We start from the raw sequence: 20,744 nt of genomic DNA, 5'->3' as shown, positions 1-20,744 counted from the left end.
CAGCGGCCCCCAGACAGCCGACACGGTGAACCAGATAGACCGAGTGGCAGGTTTTAGGGCTGCTTCGCAGCCCAGCGGGAGCAAGCTCCCTCGCCACAGGTAGGTGTTGGCTGACCGAGCGGTTATTTCCTGCGGGTATTGATCTGACGACCAAGGATTTCCATGGCAAACCAACAACTGTTCCTGGGCATCGACTGCGGCACCCAAGGCACCAAGGCGCTGATCCTGGACGCAACCAGTGGCCAGGTCCTCGGCCTGGGCGCCGCTGCCCACAGCATGATCAGCGGGGCCAACGGTCGTCGTGAACAAGACACCCAGCAATGGCTCGATGCATTCACCCAGGCGACTCATCAGGCCTTGGCCGCCGCCGGGGTCGATGGCCAGGCGATCCTCGGCATCGGCGTCTCCGGCCAGCAGCACGGCCTGGTCCTGCTTGATGACCAGGGCCAGGTCTTGCGCCCGGCCAAGCTGTGGTGCGACACCGAGACAACGCCGGAAAATGATCGGCTCCTGGCGCACCTGGGCGGTGAAGACGGCAGCCTCGAACGCCTCGGCGTGGTGATCGCGCCGGGCTACACGGTTTCCAAACTGCTCTGGACGCGGGAGCAGCATCCCCAGGTATTCGAACGCATCGCCAGCGTCCTGCTGCCCCACGACTTCCTCAACTACTGGCTCACCGGCCGTCATTGCAGCGAATACGGCGATGCTTCGGGGACCGGCTATTTCAACGTACGCACCCGCCAATGGGACGTGCAACTGTTACAACACATCGACCCCAGCGCACGCTTGCAAGCGGCGCTGCCGGAACTGATCGAGGCCCATCAGCCCGTCGGACGCATCTTGCCGGCCATTGCTGCGCACCTGGGCATCAACCCCGAAGCGGTGGTGGCCAGTGGCGGCGGCGACAACATGATGGGCGCCATCGGCACCGGGAACATCCAGCCCGGTGTGATCACCATGAGCCTCGGGTCCTCCGGTACGGTCTACGCCTATGCCGCCGAACCTGCGGTCAGTCCACAGCCGTCCGTGGCGACTTTCTGCTCCTCCAGCGGTGGCTGGCTGCCGCTGATCTGCACCATGAACCTGACCAACGCCACTGGCGCGATACGCGAACTGCTGGACCTGGACATCGACGCCTTCAACGCCCTGGTGGCCAAGGCCCCGATTGGCGCCGAGGGCGTGTGCATGCTGCCGTTCCTCAACGGCGAGCGTGTTCCTGCCCTGCCCCATGCCACCGGCAGCTTGCTGGGCCTGACCACCACCAACCTGACCCGGGCCAACCTGTGTCGCGCCGTGGTCGAAGGCACGACCTTCGGTTTGCGCTATGGCTTGGACCTGCTGCGAGCCAACGGACTCCAGGCCCAGAGCATTCGCCTGATCGGCGGAGGTTCGAAGAGCGCGCAGTGGCGGCAGATCGTCGCCGACACCATGGACACCACGGTCATTTGCACCGAACAGAGCGAAGCCGCTGCATTGGGGGCGGCGATCCAGGCGGCATGGTGCCACTCCGGCTCACAGACAGGCTTGGCCGAGCTGTGCGAACGCTGCGTCAAGCTAGACCCGAGCAGCGAAACCCGGCCAATCGCCGCCCATGTCGCGGCGTCGCAACAGGCATATGAACGTTATCGACAACACGTCGCAACCCTTTGAGAGCGGGAAACTATGTATTTGGTGTGTGGTGAAGCGCTGTTTGATTTTTTCAGTGAGACCGAGGCGGATGGCCCGGCCTCGCAAGTGAACTACAAGGCCATTGCCGGTGGTTCACCGTTCAACGTGGCCGTGGGGCTGCGTCGCCTGGGTGTTGAATCGGCGCTGTTTACCGGGCTGTCCACCGACTACCTGGGTCGACGCTTGCACCAGGTGCTGCTCAATGAAGGTGTCAGCGCCCAATACCTGGTGGACTTCGACGCACCGACCACCCTGGCAATGGTTGCCGTAGGCGCCAATGGTTCGCCCCACTACAGTTTTCGCGGCGAAGGCTGTGCGGACCGACAACTGAGCCTGGCGCATCTACCGGACCTGGGCCCCGAGGTGCGCGGCTTGCATTTCGGCTCGTTCTCGCTGGTGGTCCAGCCCATCGCCGATACGCTCCTGGCCCTGATGCAACGCGAAAGCGGCCGCCGCTTGATCAGCCTCGACCCGAATGTGCGACTCAACCCGCAGCCGGATATCGAGCTGTGGCGCTCACGGATTGCGACGCTGGTGCAATATGCCGACCTGATCAAGGTCAGTGACGAAGACCTGGACCTGCTCTACCCCGCAAAGGAGCCCGAGGCGATCATCGAAGGTTGGCTGGGGAACCGCTGCCAATTGGTCTTCCTGACCCGGGGCGGCCAGGGCGCTACGGTCTTCAGTCGCCAACACGGCTCATGGTCGCTGCCGTCCTGTCCGGTGAAGATCGCCGACACCGTGGGTGCAGGCGATACCTTCCAGGCCGCGCTGATTGCGTGGTTGACTGAACAACAATTGGATTCGATCGAGGGGTTGCATACCCTGACCCGGGAACAGATCAGCGCAATGCTTGAATTCGCCATTCGCGCCGCCGCCCTGACTTGCGGCAAAACCGGGCCAGACCTGCCCTACAGGCACCAATTGAACTGAATGGCGCATCGCAGCTAAAAAAAACAGCTGAAAAAAACTGGACGCCGGGTTCGGACATGACCGGACCCGAGCGTCAGCCTTACAAGAACAAGGCCGTTATCAGCGGCCAGTCATCCGCTGGTGTTGCTGATGGAAGTGATTGCCAGCGGCAGGGTTGTGGTCGAGCTCGGTACGCAGCTCCGCGATCAAGTCGTTGATGGCCCGACAACCAGTGAGTTTATTGGCATCGATGTCGGTTTTGAGCAATGCCACGCGATCGGTTGCATGATCGTCGTAGATCTTGACCGTCATCTTGAGCTCAGGTGACAAGGTGCATTGCGAGCGCTTGGGCAGCAAGCTGCTTTCAATGATGTTTCGCATTTCGAGGGCAGATAGAAACATGGCGACTCTCTCCTGTTGAGGCGGCCAACTTATGTTCACGCCGGCGGTATTTTCGTCCGTTTTCTTCCCTGCGGACTGGGACTACGAATACCGTGCCGTTCGTTCGTTCTTTTAGCGTTTTTCAGTCAACGAGTTCGCCAGGCGAACTCTTGAATCATCCCGCAAGAAGCATGCCTGTATCGAAGACCTTGCGGATTGATCTGAATCAAGCGCTTAGCTTTGTCCCGCGCTGGAGAGCTCGTGCAAAATGCAAGGAAACGCTACTTTTCCCATGCAAACTGCAATCGCTTTTATCCTGTTCGCAACTTAGAGTAGCCCCTAATACGAAGACGCAAGTGGGCATCCGTCGCCTGCTTCAAAAAAAGTGTGACGTAGCGTAAAAAGACTCAAAACGCGCTCACCGCCGCCCGCTCGGCCACGTGGCGCAAACTGTCGAAATTGATATTGGCACCGGAATCGATCGCCACCAGCGTCTGACCTCGCGCCCCCGTGCCGGCCACGTACTGCTTGATGCCTGCCACCGCCAGTGCGCCCGACGGTTCAGTGATGGAGCGGGTATCGTCATAGATATCCTTGATCGCGGCACACAGTTGATCGTTGCTCACGGTCATCACCTCATCGACACAGAAACGGCAGATATCGAGGCCATGGGCGCCGATCTGCGCCACGGCCACGCCATCGGCGAAGGTTCCCACCTCAGGCAAGGTCACTCGCTCACCGGCTGCCAGCGCCGCCTGGAGACAGGCCGAGTGCTGCGACTCGACGCCGATGATGCGTACTTCCGGGCGCAGGTACTTGACGTAGGCTGCGATCCCGGCGATCAGCCCACCGCCACCGACCGGGACAAAAATCGCATCCAGCTGGCCGGGGTGCTGGCGCAGGATTTCCATGGCGACGGTGCCCTGCCCGGCGATCACGTCCGGGTCATCGAAAGGCGAGACGAACTCCCATCCGCTCTGCTCGGCCAGCTCCAGCGCGTGCGCCAGGGCAAACGGAAAGCTTTCCCCGTGCAGAATCGCTTCGGCGCCTCGGTTGCGCACGCCCAGCACCTTCAATTGTGGAGTGGTCACAGGCATGACGATGCTGGCCGAAATACCCAACTCCCGTGCCGCCAGCGCGACACCCTGGGCATGATTGCCGGCAGACGCGGTGATGACGCCACGGGCGCGCTGCTCCGGAGTCAGTTGCACGAGTTTGTTGTAGGCACCGCGGATCTTGAAGGAAAAGGTCGGTTGCAGGTCTTCGCGCTTGAGCAGGATCCGGTTACCCAAGGCCTCGGACAATGCGGGTGCCGCTTGCAGCGGCGTGCGCACGGCCAGCTCATAGACCGGCGCGGCGAGAATCTTCTTAACATAGTGCTCAAGCAGGGTTTGCTCGGTGCGGGTAACGGTCATGGCGATCTCCTGGTTCAGGCGGAGCCCAGGAGACAGAAAGAAAAAACCCGCCTCCAGGGCGGGTTGGGTGCAGCCGACAGCTAACCCGCCAAATAAGGAATGGCGGTAATAATGCTTGGCTGGCTGCGCAGTACGGGTGAGTTCATGCCTGGAAATTAGCGGTGCGTTGGCGGCAAGTCAATGGGCAATATCAAGTGCCAGCCGATATTCGTTGCATTGAGCTCAAGTGAACAACATTCCCTGCGGGAGCGAGCTTGCTCGCGATTGCGGAGTATCAGTCAGTATCAATGCCAGCTGACCCATAGCAATCGCGAGCAAGCTCGTTCCCACGGTTTTCTCCAATTATTTGAGGCCGACTTTGTACAACGCCCCGTCGTCCTCATCCGTCAACACATAGAGATACCCATCCGGGCCCTGGCGAACATCACGGATTCGCGCCTTGAGCTCACCCAACAGGCGCTCTTCATGGACGATCTTGTCGTCTTGCAATTGCAGGCGGATCAGTTCCCCTGGCACCAAGGCGCCGATGAACACATTGTGTTGCCAGGCCTTGAAGCGCCCATGGTCGTAGAACGCCATGCCACTGAGCCCCGGTGAGACCTGCCAGACGTGGTGAGGGTCAAGGCCACCCTCGACGGTCTTGCCCTGGGCTTCGGGGATCGGAGCGCCGGAGTAGTTGATGCCATGGGTCGCCAATGGCCAGCCGTAGTTCTTGCCGCGCTCGATGATGTTCATCTCATCACCGCCCTTGGGCCCGTGTTCGTTCTCCCACAACGTGCCATTCCAAGGGTTGAGGGCCGCCCCCTGGGGGTTGCGCATGCCGTAGGACCATATCTCGGGACGGACGTTTTTCTGGCCGACGAAGGGGTTGTCGTCGGGCACCTTACCGTCGGGGTAGATGCGCACGATCTTGCCTTGCAGCTTGTCCAGATCCTGGGCGGTGGGCCGCTCGTTGTTTTCCCCCAAGGTAATGAACAGATAACCGTCGCGGTCGAAGACCAGGCGCGAGCCAAAGTGGTTGCCCGTGGACAACTTGGGCAACTGACGGAAGATCACGTCGAAATTCTTCAGGCTCTTGAGATCTTCGGACAGTTGCCCGCGACCCACGGCGGTGCCGGCCTTGCCATCTGCGCCCGCCTCGGCATAAGACAGGTAGACGGTACGATCCTGCTTGAAATCGGGCGACAGCACCACGTCCAGCAGACCGCCCTGGCCCTTGGCCCACACTTCAGGCACGCCACTCAAGGGTGCGGACAATTGGCCATCGGCGCTGACCACGCGCAGGTTACCCGGTCGCTCCGTCACCAGCATGCCCTGCTGGCCAGGCAAGAATGCGACAGACCAAGGGTGCTCCAGCCCCTTGACCACGGTGGTCACTTCCAGCGTGCCCTCCTCGCTCTTGAATGACTGGGTTGGCGCGGCATTGGCCGGGGTGGCAAGGGCCAGGACAGCGCTGGCGCAGAATGCGGCCAGGAGTGTTTTACGCAACATGCACATTTCCTTCTGCGGTGTTGAAAGAGAACAACGGGCGCCAGCGCCTAGCGGTTGCCATTCTGGCTGTTGCGCGGTGGCGCAGGAGACTCGATGGTCGGTCGCGGCGAACCCGACGGCGGGCCGGAACGCGGGTAGCCATTGCCGATGCCGCCGTTTTCCAGGGTCGGTGGCCGTGGTACCGGCACTGTCGGGTTGTTATGTATCGTCGGCACGTTGGGCCGGGTGCCCTGCATGCTGTTGGGATTGGCCCGGCGCGTCGGGCTGTTATAGGGATTGTTGTTGCCCGGCAGGTTTTGGGCCAGGACCGTTGCGCCTGCGCTGGGCGTGGCGGCCTGAGCAGCGGCAGTCAGTAATAGCGTCATGATGACGAGCATCAGCCTGTTCATTGGGACACCTCTGGGGTTCAGGCATATCGAAAGCACGCTACGCCGCAGGTTCGCCCTTGTTAAGCGAAATATCCCGGTGAAGATGTAACGAAGCGTCTCCGAAGACAGGTGGGAGCAAGCTTGCTCGCCCCACAATGGAAACTTTTCCCAAAGCGCGAAGGTCACCAGAAAGACATCCACCGGCAAGGACAACACCACCATGGCACGGGCAATCTGGAAAGGCGCAATCAGCTTCGGACTGGCCCACATTCCTGTCGCACTGGTGTCGGCCACTTCGTCCCAGGGGGTGGATTTTGACTGGCTGGACAAACGCAGCATGGACCCGGTGGGCTACAAGCGGGTCAACAAGACCACGGGCAAGGAAGTGACCAAGGACGACATCGTCAAAGGCGTCCAGTACCAGAAAGGCCGGTACGTGCTGCTCAGCGAGGAAGAAATCCGTTCCGCCCACCCCAAGTCCACCCAGACCATCGATATCTTTGCCTTTGTCGACAGCGAGAAGATCCCGTTGCAAAACATCGACACGCCCTACTTTCTCGCCCCCGACAAACGCGGTGGCAAAGTCTATGCCCTGCTGCGCGAAACCCTGGTCAAGACCCACAAGGTCGCCCTGGCCCATGTCGTGCTGCATACCCGCCAGCACCTGGCGGCGCTCATGCCCCTTGAATCGGCGCTGGTACTGGTGATGCTGCGCTGGCCTGCGGAGGTACGTGACCTTGATGTCCTCGAGTTGGGCGACGAAGTGACGAACCCAACCCTGGCCAAGGGCGAGCTGGAAATGGCCAAACGTCTCGTGGAAGACATGAGCGCCGACTGGGAACCGCAAGAATACCGGGACAGTTTCGAAGACAAAATCATGGAACTGGTGGAGAAAAAGGCCAACGAAGGCCGCCTCGAAGCGGTGGAAACCGACCCGGGCGAAGAACAACGCAAGACCGCCGATGTCATCGACCTTACCGAGTTGCTCAAGCGCAGCCTGGGCAGCAAGGGCAAGGCCACCGACAAATCCGCCGGAAAGGCCCCCGCAAAACCCGCGAAAGCCCGCAAATCCGCTCCTGCCAAAAAAGCCACCAAGGCCTCCCGGGGGTAAACCCTGGCGTGCGCAATACAAGGGAATCTGTCATGGCCAATGCCGAGAGTGAATCTGCTCGTTTGTCCAACGCCAAGTCGGAGGCTACGACAGCCCGAAAGGCGCCTCAAAACCGCCTGCCCGAGCGCCTGTCACCGCAATTGGCCACGCCCGTGGAAGAACCGCCCACCGGCGAATGGCGCTATGAGGTCCAATTCCACGGTTATCGACTGCTGGCCCGCATCGAACAGGGTGAAGTCCGCTTGTTCAATCGCAATCACCAGGACTGGACCGAGCGGCTGAAGCTGCATGCCGACGCCCTGGCCGGGTGGAACCTGGGGGACAGTTGGCTCGACGGCGAACTGGTTCTGCTCGATGAGACCGGCCGCTCCGATTTCGCGGCCCTGCGCCAGGCCTTCGACATCAGCCGCACCGTCGACATGCTGTATTTCCTGTTCGATGCGCCGTTCCTCAATGGTGTCGACCTGCGCCAGGCTCCGGTGGAGGAACGCCGTGCGGCCCTGAAAAAAGCCCTTGGCAACAACGCCAGCAAGCGCCTGCGCTTTTCCGAGTCGTTTTCGGCCAGCCCGCACGACATGTTCGAAAGCGCTATCGCGCTCGCATTGGACAGCGTGGTCGGCAAGCGCGTGGGCAGCCCATATAGGTCCCAGCGAAGCGCCGATTGGGTAAAACTCAAGTGCCGGTTGCGCCAAGCCTTCGTCATCGTCGGGTTCACCCGCCCCCAAGGCAGGCGCAGCGGTTTCGGCGCGCTGTTGCTGGCGGTCAACGGGCCGTCGGGACTGGTGTACGCCGGTCGGGTCGGCACGGGATTCAGCCAGACGCAAATCCAACAATTACATGCGCAACTGTGCGCGCAGCAACGCGAGACTTCGCCACTGGCGCTGCCACTCAACGGTGTGCAAGGACGCGGCGTGCAATGGGTCGAGCCTGGCTTGACCTGCGAGGTAGAGTTCATTGAATGGACTGGCGACAACCAAGTGCGGCAGGCCATTTTCCTGGGTTTTTCGACCGAGACACCGGCCAACAAGGTTGTTCGTGAGCAGCCGCTGCCGATAAAATCCACGACAGCAAAAACCCAGCGTCGCAGCAAAACCCGCGCGGCCAAAGTCGACGGTGTGACGATCACCCACCCCGATCGGGTCATCGACAGTGTCAGCGGTGTGCAAAAGGCCGAGCTGGCGCAGTATTACCTGGACATCGCCCCGTGGATCCTGCCGCACCTCAAGCAGCGGCCGGTCGCGCTGTTGCGGGCACCGGACGGTATCGGCGAAGAGCAGTTCTTCCAAAAACACGCCGATCGCCTGGACATTCCCCATATCAAACAGCTGGATCCGCGACTGGACCCGGGCCATGCAGCGCTGATGGAAATCGATGACATCCACGCCCTGGTCAGCGCGGCGCAGATGGGCACGGTGGAATTGCACACCTGGACCGCGACCCACGATCGGATCGAGACACCCGACCTGTTTGTCCTGGACCTGGATCCAGACCCTTCGCTGCCCTGGAGCGCCATGATCGAGGCGACCCACATGACCTTGGCGGTGCTCGACGAGTTGGGTTTGCAAGCTTTTCTCAAGACCAGCGGTGGCAAAGGCATGCACGTGATCGTGCCCTTGGCGAGAAGTGAAGGCTGGGACACCACCAAGGCGTTCGCCAAGGCTATCTCGCAGTTCCTGACCCGGCAAATGCCAGAGCGCATCACGGCCACCATGGGACAGAAGAACCGCGTCGGAAAAATATTCGTCGACTACCTGCGCAACGCCCGCGGCGCCAGCACGGTGGCCGCCTACTCAGTGCGCGCCAGGCCAGGCCTGCCGGTCTCGGTGCCAATCGCCCGGGCCGAACTGCCGACCCTGCGCAACGCACAGCAATGGGACATCTATACCGCTCTGGAACGGGCCAAGGGCTTGGGCGCCGATCCTTGGGAAGGCTACCACCATCGTCAGCGGATCACCGCCAGGATGTGGGAACAGCTGGATGCGCAAAAACCCGAGGCATGAAGGTAAATCCAGCGTTCAAATCCAGATAAAGATCACCAGCAGGCCGCCAAAGAACGCCCACTTCTGCAGGTAATACAGCGTGCGGTTACGTTTTTTCAGAGCCTTGCCCTGTAACCGTATTTTGTAGAGCCTGGAAAACGCCCGGTTCAAGGCGCCCGTCCTGTCGCCCGCGTCGTTGGGCGCACCGGCCGCAGCCATCACGGTGCGGCTGAACCAGCGGTTGAATGCGCTAGCCCAGCGAAACTTCATGGGCCGCTCCACGTCGCAGAACAAGATGATGCGATTATGGTCGGTGGTGTTCTGGGCGTAATGAATGAACGTTTCGTCGAAGATCACCGCCTCGCCATCGCGCCAATGATAGGGCTCGCCATCGACATTGATGTAGCAGCCAGCATCGTTGGGCGTTTCCAGGCCCAGGTGATACCGATAGGAGCCGGCATAGGGGTCGCGGTGCCGGACCAGCTTCGAGCCCGGCGGCAATTCGGCGAACATCGCCGCCTTGATCGAACCGATGCTCTGTACCAGCTCGGTAGGGCATAGCTTCATGGCCGAAGGATGGCTGTCGCCGTACCACTTCAGGTAGAAACGCTTCCAACCGGTCTTGAAGAACGAGTTGAAGCCCACATCGTCGTATTGATCGGAACGCTTGATCTCCCCCGCGTGCAGCAGGCCCAGGCCTTCGGCCCGGATCTCTTGCCAATGGGCCTGCAACGGGCTCAGGTCCGGGAACTGCGCCGGACTCAGGAACGGCCTGTTGGGCAGTTTCGAGCACAAGTAAAGCAGGCAATTGATCGGCGCGAGAAACGACGAATGATCGCTCAGTTGGCGTCCGAACTTATGCCGCACCCGACCGCGCAGATGAACGTAGCCAATGGAGAAGATGTAGAGTGCGACAATGATGAGCTTCACGAAAAACCGTCACAATGCTGGAGTGAACAGATCGTTTCCCCGGGGCCAGCCAAACGGCAAGGCAGTGGCACAGGGTGAAATGGCATTCTAGCCACAGTTTGTAACCAAAAGTTATCCTTCAATTGTGAAAAACTGTCTTGCCCGGGCAATACCCTATCGTTTATGCGGCCAGACCAGTACAATCGCCGCCAACTATTACGCGTCCCCTTTGGTCGATACCGCAAACGCGGCTTCGACGCACGTCTACCGGGCCAGGCGCTCCGTATTGCTGCTGTCCTCTTATGCCGGATGGACCCTTGCGCTTGCGACCGCGACGCCTTTGCGCGGTCGGGACGTGCGCAAACAGGTACTGAACAGGTACTGCCGCACCCTTAGCTACTCTGAATGTTCCGCAGGATAAACCTTTGATCTCTACAGCTAACATCACGATGCAGTTCGGCGCCAAGCCACTGTTCGAAAACGTCTCTGTCAAATTCGGCGCGGGTAACCGCTACGGTCTGATTGGCGCCAACGGTTGCGGCAAGTCGACCTTCATGAAAATCCTCGGCGGCGACCTCGAGCCGTCCGGCGGCCAGGTCATGCTCGAGCCGAATGTGCGCCTGGGTAAACTGCGCCAGGACCAGTTCGCCTACGAAGAATTCACCGTGATCGACACCGTGATCATGGGTCACGAAGAGCTGTGGAAGGTCAAGGCCGAACGCGATCGCATTTATTCGCTGCCGGAAATGACCGAAGAAGACGGCATGGCCGTGGCCGAACTGGAAACCGAATTTGCCGAGATGGACGGCTACACCGCCGAATCCCGTGCCGGTGAACTGCTGTTGGGCCTGGGGATTGGCATCGAGCAGCATTTCGGCCCGATGAGCGAAGTGTCGCCAGGCTGGAAGCTGCGTGTGTTGCTGGCCCAGGCGCTGTTCTCCGACCCGGAAGTGCTGCTGCTCGACGAACCGACCAACCACCTGGACATCAACACCATCCGCTGGCTGGAAAACGTGCTGACCCAGCGTTCGAGCCTGATGATCATCATCTCCCACGACCGTCACTTCCTGAACAGTGTCTGCACCCACATGGCGGACCTGGACTACGGCGAGCTGCGCCTGTTCCCGGGCAACTACGACGAATACATGACCGTGGCGACCCAGTCCCGCGAGCAGTTGCTGTCGGACAACGCCAAGAAGAAAGCCCAGATTTCCGAACTGCAGTCGTTCGTCAGCCGGTTCTCGGCCAACGCCTCGAAAGCCAAGCAAGCCACCTCCCGCGCCAAGCAGATCGACAAGATCCAACTGGCCGAGGTCAAGCCATCGAGCCGTGTCAGCCCGTTCATTCGCTTCGAACAGACCAAGAAACTGCACCGTCAGGCGGTCATCGTCGAGCGCATGGCAAAGGGCTTCGACGGCAAGCCGCTGTTCAAGGACTTCAGTTTCACCGTCGAAGCCGGTGAACGCGTGGCGATCATTGGCCCGAACGGTATCGGCAAGACCACGTTGCTGCGCACCCTGGTCAATGAACTGGAACCCGACGCCGGTACCGTGAAATGGACCGACGCTGCGGAACTGGGCTACTACGCCCAGGACCATGCTCACGACTTCGAGGACGACGTCAACCTGTTCGACTGGATGGGCCAGTGGACCCAGGGTGGCGAACAACTGGTGCGTGGCACCCTGGGCCGCATGCTGTTCTCCAACGACGAGATCCTCAAGTCGGTCAAGGTCATTTCCGGTGGTGAACAGGGTCGCATGCTGTTCGGCAAGTTGATCCTGCAGAAGCCAAACGTGCTGGTGATGGACGAACCGACCAACCACTTGGACATGGAATCGATCGAAGCGCTGAACCTGGCGCTGGAAAACTACCCGGGCACGCTGATTTTCGTCAGCCATGACCGTGAGTTCGTATCGTCCCTGGCCACCCGCATCATCGAGCTGAGCGCCGATGGCGTGGTCGACTTCAGCGGCACCTATGACGACTACCTGCGTAGCCAGGGTGTGGTGTTCTAAGGGCAGCTGCGAGTTGCAAGCTTCAAGCGGCAAGTAAAAAGCCCTGTCCACTGTGACAGGGCTTTTTGTATTTCAAGGCGCATATCCCGTGATGCCGTTCATGCAAGAAGAATGAGGAAATCCGACAAACACGTGCGCCATGAACACGCGGGGCTTTAACAGCACAGTGAAGGAATGGCGTTGCGCGGGTTAGGCTTATGGAGCTGTGCTTCTAATACCATTCATTCTTATTGTCGCCCCTCTCAGTAGCTCGTCAAAATCCAGCTCAGTATACTTAGGTAGCATGCCTGATTTTGCTGTCGCGGCAGAATAACTCGGCGGATTAGAAGGAAGGGGAGCAGTAGCAGCGTATGGATCGCCAACCCTTCCCGACGCTGAGGATGCAGAAAGCCGGGGAGCAGTAGGAGCGTATGGATCGCCAGCCGATGCAGAAAGCGGGGGAGCAGTAGCACCAGCGAATGGATCGTTAGTCGGTCTCGGCACATTGCCTGTAGGGCGAGAAGCAGTTCCAGTGCGAGACCGTGGATGCGCAACGGGCATTCTATTCGGCGCTGGGGTCATCCTAAATGCCGCCACGCCTAAACCAATCGACGCCACCCCCGCTACCGAAGCAATGGCGATAAACACAATGCGAGCCGTGTTGTCGTCGGTGAGAGCCGCACCAACACTTGTGGAGGCAGCTATAACGCCTAAAAGCAAGGCGCCCAACGCCGCGTTAACAACGAAGTGCCCCGTAGGGTCTACCTCATCGAGCGGCCTCTGGCTGTATGCATACCCGTTGAGCCCCCCCTTGCCGAATGGACTCCAGCTGTCCGGGCTATTGAATCGCATGAGCACCGGGCTATACACCCGGTAACCCTTTCCCAGCATATATCCTCCGGTCTGAGCCTCCCTCAGTTCACCATTGAAACCCAGTTCGGTACTGATAGGTTGTTCGGCGCTACGATGGCCATAAGGGCTGTAAGCAAGAGAATGGGTTGAGTCGGAGCTGACTTCATTCATTACACTGTTGGTGAAATTACCGGCCAGTAACAGCGTGTTGTCGCCCTGACGCTCTGCCAATAAATGGTCATCGCCGCGCATGAAGGTACTGCTCCGCTCCCCATCCACAAGGTTGGCGATGTGATCGCCCTTGTAAAAATGTTGCTGGGAACCGCCACCGTCATCGTTATTGGATAACCGGTCCAGTGGATCATACTGGAAGTTACCCGTTTTACCCGATCCGGACTCACTCACACTGAGCAGCCGATTAAGCGCGTCATATTCCAGGACTCGGCCTTGCTCGTCTTGAATCAGGTTACCGTTGGCATCATAGGAAAGCACCAGCTCGTCTGGATGCCCCGCATCCCCTGAGTTGGTGACTCGACTCAGTTGGGCAGGGTCTTGCGGATTTTCATAATGATATTCGGCCATGTTGTTTTTTCCATCGACCGTCTCTGTGATAACGATGATCAGATTATCCATCGCATCGAAGATAAAGGTTTGCCCCGAGAGCCTGTTGCCATACGGATCAATTGGCGGTTGGCTGCCCGCACAGGTATACGTCTCCAGGCGTCCACGAAGATCATAGGCATAGGTTTCGTCACGCAGCGTCTGGGGGCCTTCGGTCAAGGTGCGTCGCACGAGACAGTCAAACTCGTCGTATACCTGATCCAATACCTGGATAACACCATCAAGGTCGAACGTACGCTTTGTTTCACGATGAAACTCATCGTATTCAAGGCTGATACCAAGGGTTCTCGCCGGTGCGCCGTCGACGATGTCCTGCGTGGTGATGGTAGCGACACGCCCCAAGGCGTCGTAAGTGAAGGCCGACGAAGTCGTCCCCAAGGATGTACGCTCCAATCGACCTTTAGGGTCATATTCATACTGCTGTATTTGATCGAGCACATCGGTATAGCTGAGCAAACGACTGCGAAAACTATACTCGTAGGCCATCGCGAAAGTTTGCCCATCCGCTTCAACGGTTTCGCTCTTGGGCTCGCCAAAACTGAAATAAGTACGTGCCAGTGTCCGCCCGCCCACGCTGGCCTTCGTCAATCGCGCGTTGGCCGGGTCATACTCGTAGTTACAGATGTCCCCACCTGAAAGTTGGCGACGCAGAGGTTCATCACTCAACTGTGGCATGTACTGGTATTCGACCGTTTGACCACTGGCGGGGGTCACGGTCTTAGGTCGGGTCTGCTGCGGATCGTATTCATAGCGTTGCAAACGCCCTCCGGTGACCGACTCGGTCATGCGGCCCAGCCCGTCGAACGTTTGCGTTCCCAGTTCCTGTCCATCCACGCTGATGCGTGTAGGCCAATCTTCAGCGCTGTGCTCGGCATATTCGCGCACAATCCTGGCACCTTGAGGCAAGATGGTTTGCGTCATACGGTCGAAAGCATCATAGCTGTACTCGGTAACGCGCAACGGAGTCCTGAGGCCCAACTCTTCCTTCACCGACCGTCCCAACCCGTCATAACTATATTTTTGCCGACTGATTACGCTTTCATCCAAGGCCAGACGCTCTGTCTGGACAGGCTTTTCAAACAGGTTGAGACGCGTTTCAGTGATCCCGCTGAAGTGGACCTTCGTCGAATCCTGCTCCCAGCTTCGTTCAATCGGGCCTGACCAGTTTCGATCGCCAATCGGATTGACTTGCTTATAGCGCTCCACGCCGTCCGGGCCGATCTCGCAGAAGGGCTGATTCCAGTCGTCGAACAGAAACCGTGTCTTGAAGGGTTTCTCCTGCGCTCCCCACCAATCGTATTCGGTCTGCTCGATCAGGTTCCCGAAAACATCGTACTGGGCGGCATAGGTCTGGCGCATTGCCGGTTGGCTGCTGTCGGCATCGTTGCGCTCTTCGTAAACCGCCCTGTTAAGCCCATCGAATGCCGTCACGGTCTTCACGCCCTTGACGTCGAACAACCATTGCTCGGCCCGTTGCCCAATGCTGGCGGAGAGATAATATTCATAATTGCGCGTTGCCTTGTAGCGTGGGTCGTTCGGTGCCACGGTTTCACTGGTGACCCGATTCAGCACATCGTAAGTGCGGCGTATCTCTACGTCATTGTCGTCGCGCTCAAGCAGCGACTCGCCGTTGAGTAGCGAGCTTTCCAATGTAATGATTTTGTGCACCTGATCGAAGTCTGTCGTCAGCGTTTCCACTGTTTGCAGAACCGTCTCGTCGGCCAGGGTGCCCATCGTCACCCCGTACGTGTAGGCGGTTATCGTTGCTTTTTCATTCAAGGCAACCGACTGGTGCTTCAGGCGTCCATGCACCACATGCGCCTGCGCGTCGTCCTTGTCGTGGTAGTACTCATAGGCCGTGCTACGTAATTCCATGACGGCGCCGGGAGCCGTTCGCGTGAGCGTTTCACGTTCGAGCGCCAGCCACGACGAACGTCCGCTGCCGTCCAGCGATGGATACAGCACGTAGCGATAATCGGTCCGCAGGGTCGGCGCACCGGCCACATAGCCAGGAGCGGGCGTCTGGGTTTGACTTTTGAGATTGCGCACGAAGCCATCGGGGTCTTTCGGGCAGCCATCTTCTCCGTCCTTATCGTAGTAAAAACTGGTTTCGACAACACCTGTGGGATGGGTCTGGACCAACAGATTGCCGTAGCTGTCATAGGTGCTGCTGGACTTTTCGCTACGTAATTGGCTACCCAACCGCCAGCGGTTGGTGACTTCGTGAGGGAGTTGAAACCAGTCTGGTTGGCCATCGAACCCACCGGGGATCTGACCATACACAGTCTCGACCTCCTGCTGTGCCGTGTTGCGCGTCGTGGTCTCCAGGGTGAGCAAGTGAAACTGGTTGAAGGTACGTTTGATACGCTGGACCTCCACCCCTCCATTCATCAGGTGCTCGGTGCAACCGTAGGCGTAATGGCTGCCAGTGAACTGATAGAGGTTATCCAACCCTTCATCGTTCCAACTCAGCACCAGATTGCGACCCAGGAAATTATTGGTCTCCAGGTAGGTCGAACCGTCGGTGAAACTGTAATGCGTTTCTACCATGGGCTGTCCGCTGCCAGGGAACACCCGGTGTTCTTTCACCCGGGGTATGGGCTGACGACCACTGCCGGTGGGAAACTCATGGCCCTGCGCGTCATAGACCACTTCTTCCCGCCCGCCCAGTGGCGTTTCCACCGACACGATGCAGGTGTATTCGCCCACTGGCCTGTAATTCAGACGCCAGGCAACGTTGCGACCCGCTTCGCTCGGCAAAGTAATGACTTTGACGTACTTCTCGGTGCCGGAATCCAGCGTCATCGAATAGCGCGCCAACGGCGTGCCGTTGGCGCCGGCAGTGGGGTGCAGGTCCAGGATGACGCTGCCCTCCTGACGGTCTACCTTCAGCAAATCGCCGCGCTCATCACTGATGCTCGCAAGCCGGAAATCATGGGCACCGAAGGGCAAGTGCCCCAGCGTCACCGCATGACCTTCCGGCGCAATCATCCGGACAGGCAAGGCAACCGCATCGTCTCCCCGGCCATGGACCCTGAGTTCTTCGACCAGACCGGACTTATGCACCAGTCGGTAGAGTTGATCGTCGTCTTTATCACGGTAAAAACGGAAGGTATTGAGCTTTTTCTCTTTCATCAGAAGCTCGACCAGAAGCCCTTCCTCCCGTTGCGCCGTAACCTTGTAACGCTCGCCGCTGTTCAAGGTCAGGATTTGCCGCTGAACCCGATATTGCGATTGCTGCACGTTCCAGCCGGTGCCGTAACCGCTGTCATGACGGTTCATGGGATTGAAGCCCATGGCCAGGGACAGCAGCGGACCGTTCAAGAAGTTGGGTTTGAATTCGGGGAAGTTGATGGAAAAAGTGTATTGATTGGTTCGAGGATCAACCCCGCCCGCTATGTAACTCATGAAATTGAAAGCGTTGGAATGTACCGCCGTGGAGTCGGTCATGATTGCCACCTCTGGAAAGAAACAAACTCAGAAAACCACGCGCCAATATTGAGTAACCTTGAGCTTCCCAACCGCTTGCTTTTAGATTTCACCACCAAAAGTGAGCGCTAGGCAGGCATGATTAACTTGCAGGCGTACCTGGCCATATATAAACACAGGACAGCTTCCCTTCGACATTCTCATTATTTTTGTTTTTCCCCTCTACAAACATCACTCCCGGTTTGAGAAGTTGTCCTGGTATCGCCGATGCCACTACACCCGGAAGTGAAATCAAGGATGTATTAGTGGGATCAATATAGGTCTTCACCATATAGTACCAGTCCCCCGTATAGCCCGGCCCCGTAACTCGGCAGTTCCTTTCCGAACCGAAGGCAATTCTCACGGCAGACTCCACATTGTCGAGGGTAAAAAAGCTGTACACATCATTATCGCAACCATGATATGCCATATCATAGTCCTTATATGCAGCGGGAATAGCAATAACGCATGTCTTACCAGGATCCTCTATACTCCCTTTTTGATATAGCTTAATACTTCCCTGAGCCAGAACGACAGTCATCGCCTGAACGGCAACAATCAGCAAGCCGGCGCCTATTTTCGTAAAAATGTTCATTGTCAGTCACCTGCAAAGGTTCGACCAATCATGGACGAAGGGGAAAGATCATAAAGCCGTATTATCCAGATAATTACGATGATAATAGGTTCCCTTGGGCTTGAATGAAATTCTCTGTTTGTGAAGATTGCCGTTCTTGTCTCGCAAGGCAACCTTCAAATCTTGATCCAACCGCGGACGCGGATGGGCGCGAGGCAAAATGAACGGAATGTTATCGTTTCGACACAGTAAAACAGCAAAGGTGAAGGGGTCATACCGAGTGGATTTGGCAACATCCAGAAGCTGGGGATCTTTTACAACATCAGGCATGAAATCATCGAAAGCCACCTTGTTTTTTAAATCATTATTTCCAGTAACATCTTCAAAGTAATAGCCCAGCCAACTAAACATAGTCTCCTCCAGCTTTTCGCTTTCCCAGCGAATGGAAGACACATTAATAAAATTCGGAACACCCGGTTCTAATTGATCAGGAAGTAGCCATTCGAGCATGATAAAGTCCTGCCCCCTGCACTTGAACGTCCACCAATCCTGGCTGTTAAGAATCATATCGAAGTCAGCGTTATCATTGCCAGGTTCGCCTCCGCTGCCACCGGCTATGCGCACCCGAGTGAGATCATATACAAACTCTGCAGGCTTCACGGACCTGACGGTGATTCGTTTACCGACGCCCTCTTCCCCCTCTTTCGCTGTATCGATCCACTCACCACCGCCATCGGCGCTGTCTTTCTGAAATCTGGCATGCAGCGTTGCGGTGGTATTGACGGGCGCAACGGAATGAAGATAGAAATCCTGCTCGACCAGAGAATCATTTGCTCGCAGAGCGTCGGCATTCGGTACTTGGCCGGGGTTAGATGGAATGGCCAGGTCGAAGTAAGGACTCAGGATTTTATGCACTTGCAACTCTTGTGACGCCCCCGGATCGACTCCCAGATCCTCCACCGGTATAAAAGGCAGCTCATTGTAATTTTTGTAGAGCAGGCGCATGCTTGCCAACTCCGTCAAACTCAGTTTGTAGTACTTGAGCTCTTCGTCTATTGGATCCCACACACCATTGGTCTGGGTGCTGACTTGAACATGAAGTTGCTGGTAACCATTGGCCAGCACATTACCTTGCGTATCCAGCTCCGGCCCACCCACCACTTTGATCGTGAACAGGGCCAGGGGGACTTCCCAAGTCGGATCCGGGTCCTGCTGTTTTTCGCCAATCACGCTGTAGCCCCGGAAAAACACCACGCCGTTACGTACGACTTCGCACAACGCCACGCTTGTCTGCTCCACCCCTTGCGGTGGGGCGGTGTAAAGCCCTTCGTCCACGCTGCCGACACCACTGACCACTCGCCACCGCCGCGGCACCTGCGGCATCAGAGAAACATCGTGGTTCAATTGCACCGTATTGGCGGCGTTGAGACGCTCCACCACAGCCGGCTCGACGCTTAAAAACGACTGGGCATTGTCCAGCACCAGGGTAGATTGCGTTGTTTTGACGTTAGCACCGAGCGTCTCGCACAGCACCTTCTGAATCGAGAAGCTCTTGAGCTCAGCCTCGGCGCTGGCCACGAACCGCCACTGCGTGTCGGCAACCCTGGTCAGGCTGCCTTGTAGCGGCGCAAGCAGGCTGCATCGGGCTTCCTGCCCCATCGCGGTCGCGTTCAGTGTAACTTCGCCAGGTTCCTTCTTGAGCAAGTGGGTCACCAGTTTCGGCGCGATTTCCACCTTGCTGTAGTCCACCCTGAGCAAAGTCGAGGCGGTGTAGGTTTTGCCGTTGTTTTCATAGGTAGCCGTCACCAGCACACGCAACGAGTGGTAGCCAATACGTTGCGACGACACCGCCCTATACAAGCCATTGTCTATGGTGCCGTGCCCGTCCTCGGAGTGACTTTGCAGGCTGACGGCTTTCCACGTTTTGGCCGTCAGCGTCCTGCCTTCCCAATCGAGTAGCTGGAATTGCTGTCGCCCCCCGGCCTCGATGACTGGGAACGCGGGCTCCAGGCGTATGCTGGTCTGTGCGGGGCTGATGCGACCAAACGACACCACGTCATGAGGTGTGTGTTGCGAGACTTCTTCGTAGAAATTCAGTCCGGGGAAAGATAGATGCGCCGGTAACTCTACGTCGTTATTGTTGGCATACCTCAGCATGTCCCGGGATAACACCCACAAGGCGGTGTATTTGCGATCACCACCAGGATTGGTGTCATCGGGCATCAAGTAAGGAAAGTCGACACCGAGTTCTTGCCCCGGGCCACTACCGGCCAGCAGTTCGATCAATGCGAGCACCACACCATCGCCTTCATTTGCCGCACCTCTGACCTTCGCTCCGGGTGCAGCCTGGGTCCGCAGGCGGAAACGCCTTGGGGCAAGCCCGTGGTAGCCCTTGAGGCCGATTCGTCCCAGCTGAAACACCGTCTGGTCCGACGACAATTTGTCAAACTGCTCTTTAAAATAGGCACCGAGGCGCTCTGCGTGCTCCCCGCCCAAGAGATCGCAGGTAAAGGTACTGGCCCCCTTCAAATCCATCGTGATACGGCCTTGCCGGTCGACTTCAGCCACCACCAAGAACAAGTTGACCTTCATCGTCAGGGTGAAACCCTGTTGTTCGGTGATGTAACCCGTGGACAATAGAGTGTCCGAAGCGCCCACTCGAGATTGCCACGTCTTGATTTCCCCGCCCACGATATTCATCGTCACCGTAGCACTGGAGTCCGCTAAGGTCGCACTCTCGAAAGACACCTTCGGCGCACCGAGAACGATTGATTTAACCTCGACAGACTGACTCTCAGACGCGTTAATGACAGTGCGACCATTCAAATAGGGTAAGAAAGTGAACTCTTCATAACGCGTTACATATTGCTGTTCCAGAAGATAATTAATGCGAAGGCGGTCGCATATGAATAATGCATCCCAACCTCGGGTAGTCAGTCTACCCTGCATAAGCGCAAGAACTTCATTCAACGTAGCCATGATAAATCCTCTTCCAATAAAA

The 20,744-nt window shown here is 58.0% G+C and carries 12 protein-coding genes and 1 pseudogene; 5 read left to right on the top strand and 8 right to left on the bottom strand.

Annotated elements, in window-relative coordinates:
- Positions 1–162: 162 nt before the first annotated feature.
- Together xylB and TK06_RS03975 are read left to right on the top strand one after the other, a co-directional pair.
- On the top strand, positions 163–1,650 hold the full coding sequence (xylB, locus tag TK06_RS03980; RefSeq protein WP_063320923.1) for a xylulokinase: 1,488 nt from the start codon (positions 163–165) through the stop codon (positions 1,648–1,650).
- 12 nt (positions 1,651–1,662) lie between these two features.
- Positions 1,663–2,601 carry a carbohydrate kinase family protein gene (locus tag TK06_RS03975; RefSeq protein WP_063320922.1) on the top strand — a complete coding sequence of 313 codons (939 nt, stop codon included), beginning with the start codon at positions 1,663–1,665 and terminating at the stop codon, positions 2,599–2,601.
- Positions 2,602–2,700: 99 nt separating this feature from the next.
- On the opposite strand, the gene TK06_RS03970 is transcribed toward TK06_RS03975, so the two are convergent.
- The 4 genes and pseudogenes from TK06_RS03970 to TK06_RS03955 all read right to left on the bottom strand — a co-directional run bounded on the left by TK06_RS03970 (position 2,701) and on the right by TK06_RS03955 (position 6,256).
- The gene (locus TK06_RS03970) at positions 2,701–2,982 is read right to left on the bottom strand and encodes a DUF1652 domain-containing protein (protein WP_063320921.1); all 282 of its coding nucleotides are present in this window, start codon (positions 2,980–2,982) and stop codon (positions 2,701–2,703) included.
- 404 nt (positions 2,983–3,386) lie between these two features.
- Positions 3,387–4,376, bottom strand: a pseudogene (gene ilvA / locus TK06_RS03965) (threonine ammonia-lyase, biosynthetic); the annotation flags it as partial.
- Positions 4,377–4,718: 342 nt separating this feature from the next.
- On the bottom strand, positions 4,719–5,867 hold the full coding sequence (locus tag TK06_RS03960; RefSeq protein ID WP_063320920.1) for a PQQ-dependent sugar dehydrogenase: 1,149 nt from the start codon (positions 5,865–5,867) through the stop codon (positions 4,719–4,721).
- 47 nt (positions 5,868–5,914) lie between these two features.
- Positions 5,915–6,256: a hypothetical protein gene (locus TK06_RS03955; RefSeq protein ID WP_063320919.1), complete on the bottom strand. Its 342-nt coding sequence runs from the start codon at positions 6,254–6,256 to the stop codon at positions 5,915–5,917.
- Between the two features lie 199 nt (positions 6,257–6,455).
- On the opposite strand from TK06_RS03955, the gene TK06_RS03950 reads away from it, so the two are divergent.
- Both TK06_RS03950 and ligD read left to right on the top strand, forming a co-directional pair.
- Entirely contained in the window at positions 6,456–7,346 is an 891-nt protein-coding gene (locus TK06_RS03950; RefSeq protein ID WP_063320918.1) for a Ku protein, read from the top strand.
- Positions 7,347–7,378: 32 nt separating this feature from the next.
- Complete coding sequence (gene ligD / locus TK06_RS03945; protein ID WP_063320917.1) at positions 7,379–9,346, top strand: DNA ligase D; 1,968 nt, start codon at positions 7,379–7,381, stop codon at positions 9,344–9,346.
- A gap of 15 nt (positions 9,347–9,361) precedes the next feature.
- Here the strand turns inward: ligD and lpxO are convergent, their stop codons facing one another.
- Complete coding sequence (gene lpxO / locus TK06_RS03940) at positions 9,362–10,255, bottom strand: lipid A hydroxylase LpxO (RefSeq protein WP_063320916.1); 894 nt, start codon at positions 10,253–10,255, stop codon at positions 9,362–9,364.
- 404 nt (positions 10,256–10,659) lie between these two features.
- Between lpxO and TK06_RS03935 the strand changes: the two genes are divergently transcribed.
- Positions 10,660–12,249 carry an ABC-F family ATPase gene (locus TK06_RS03935; RefSeq protein ID WP_003181279.1) on the top strand — a complete coding sequence of 530 codons (1,590 nt, stop codon included), beginning with the start codon at positions 10,660–10,662 and terminating at the stop codon, positions 12,247–12,249.
- 195 nt (positions 12,250–12,444) lie between these two features.
- Here the strand turns inward: TK06_RS03935 and TK06_RS03930 are convergent, their stop codons facing one another.
- From TK06_RS03930 to TK06_RS03920, 3 genes are all read right to left on the bottom strand, one after another.
- Positions 12,445–17,151 (bottom strand): RHS repeat-associated core domain-containing protein, encoded by a 4,707-nt coding sequence (locus tag TK06_RS03930; protein ID WP_063320915.1) that lies wholly within the window; start codon positions 17,149–17,151, stop codon positions 12,445–12,447.
- Between the two features lie 121 nt (positions 17,152–17,272).
- On the bottom strand, positions 17,273–17,764 hold the full coding sequence (locus TK06_RS03925) for a hypothetical protein (RefSeq protein ID WP_063320914.1): 492 nt from the start codon (positions 17,762–17,764) through the stop codon (positions 17,273–17,275).
- A 48-nt stretch (positions 17,765–17,812) separates the two neighbouring features.
- Entirely contained in the window at positions 17,813–20,722 is a 2,910-nt protein-coding gene (locus TK06_RS03920) for a hypothetical protein (RefSeq protein ID WP_063320913.1), read from the bottom strand.
- Positions 20,723–20,744: the final 22 nt, after the last annotated feature.

Origin of the sequence: Pseudomonas fluorescens (assembly GCF_001623525.1) — a bacterium.
Classification (GTDB): Bacteria; Pseudomonadota; Gammaproteobacteria; order Pseudomonadales; family Pseudomonadaceae; genus Aquipseudomonas; species Aquipseudomonas fluorescens_Q.
This window is presented reverse-complemented; position numbering and strand designations above follow the sequence as displayed.

Bases quoted from the DNA above. Each gene is read 5' to 3' on its own strand.
- TK06_RS03930 (WP_063320915.1), bottom strand. From the start codon at position 17,151: ATGACCGACTCCACGGCGGTACATTCCAACGCTTTCAATTTCATGAGT.
- ligD (WP_063320917.1), top strand. From the start codon at position 7,379: ATGGCCAATGCCGAGAGTGAATCTGCTCGTTTGTCCAACGCCAAGTCG.
- TK06_RS03970 (WP_063320921.1), bottom strand. From the start codon at position 2,982: ATGTTTCTATCTGCCCTCGAAATGCGAAACATCATTGAAAGCAGCTTG.
- xylB (WP_063320923.1), top strand. From the start codon at position 163: ATGGCAAACCAACAACTGTTCCTGGGCATCGACTGCGGCACCCAAGGC.
- TK06_RS03975 (WP_063320922.1), top strand. From the start codon at position 1,663: ATGTATTTGGTGTGTGGTGAAGCGCTGTTTGATTTTTTCAGTGAGACC.
- TK06_RS03955 (WP_063320919.1), bottom strand. From the start codon at position 6,256: ATGAACAGGCTGATGCTCGTCATCATGACGCTATTACTGACTGCCGCT.
- TK06_RS03960 (WP_063320920.1), bottom strand. From the start codon at position 5,867: ATGTTGCGTAAAACACTCCTGGCCGCATTCTGCGCCAGCGCTGTCCTG.
- TK06_RS03920 (WP_063320913.1), bottom strand. From the start codon at position 20,722: ATGGCTACGTTGAATGAAGTTCTTGCGCTTATGCAGGGTAGACTGACT.
- TK06_RS03950 (WP_063320918.1), top strand. From the start codon at position 6,456: ATGGCACGGGCAATCTGGAAAGGCGCAATCAGCTTCGGACTGGCCCAC.
- TK06_RS03925 (WP_063320914.1), bottom strand. From the start codon at position 17,764: ATGAACATTTTTACGAAAATAGGCGCCGGCTTGCTGATTGTTGCCGTT.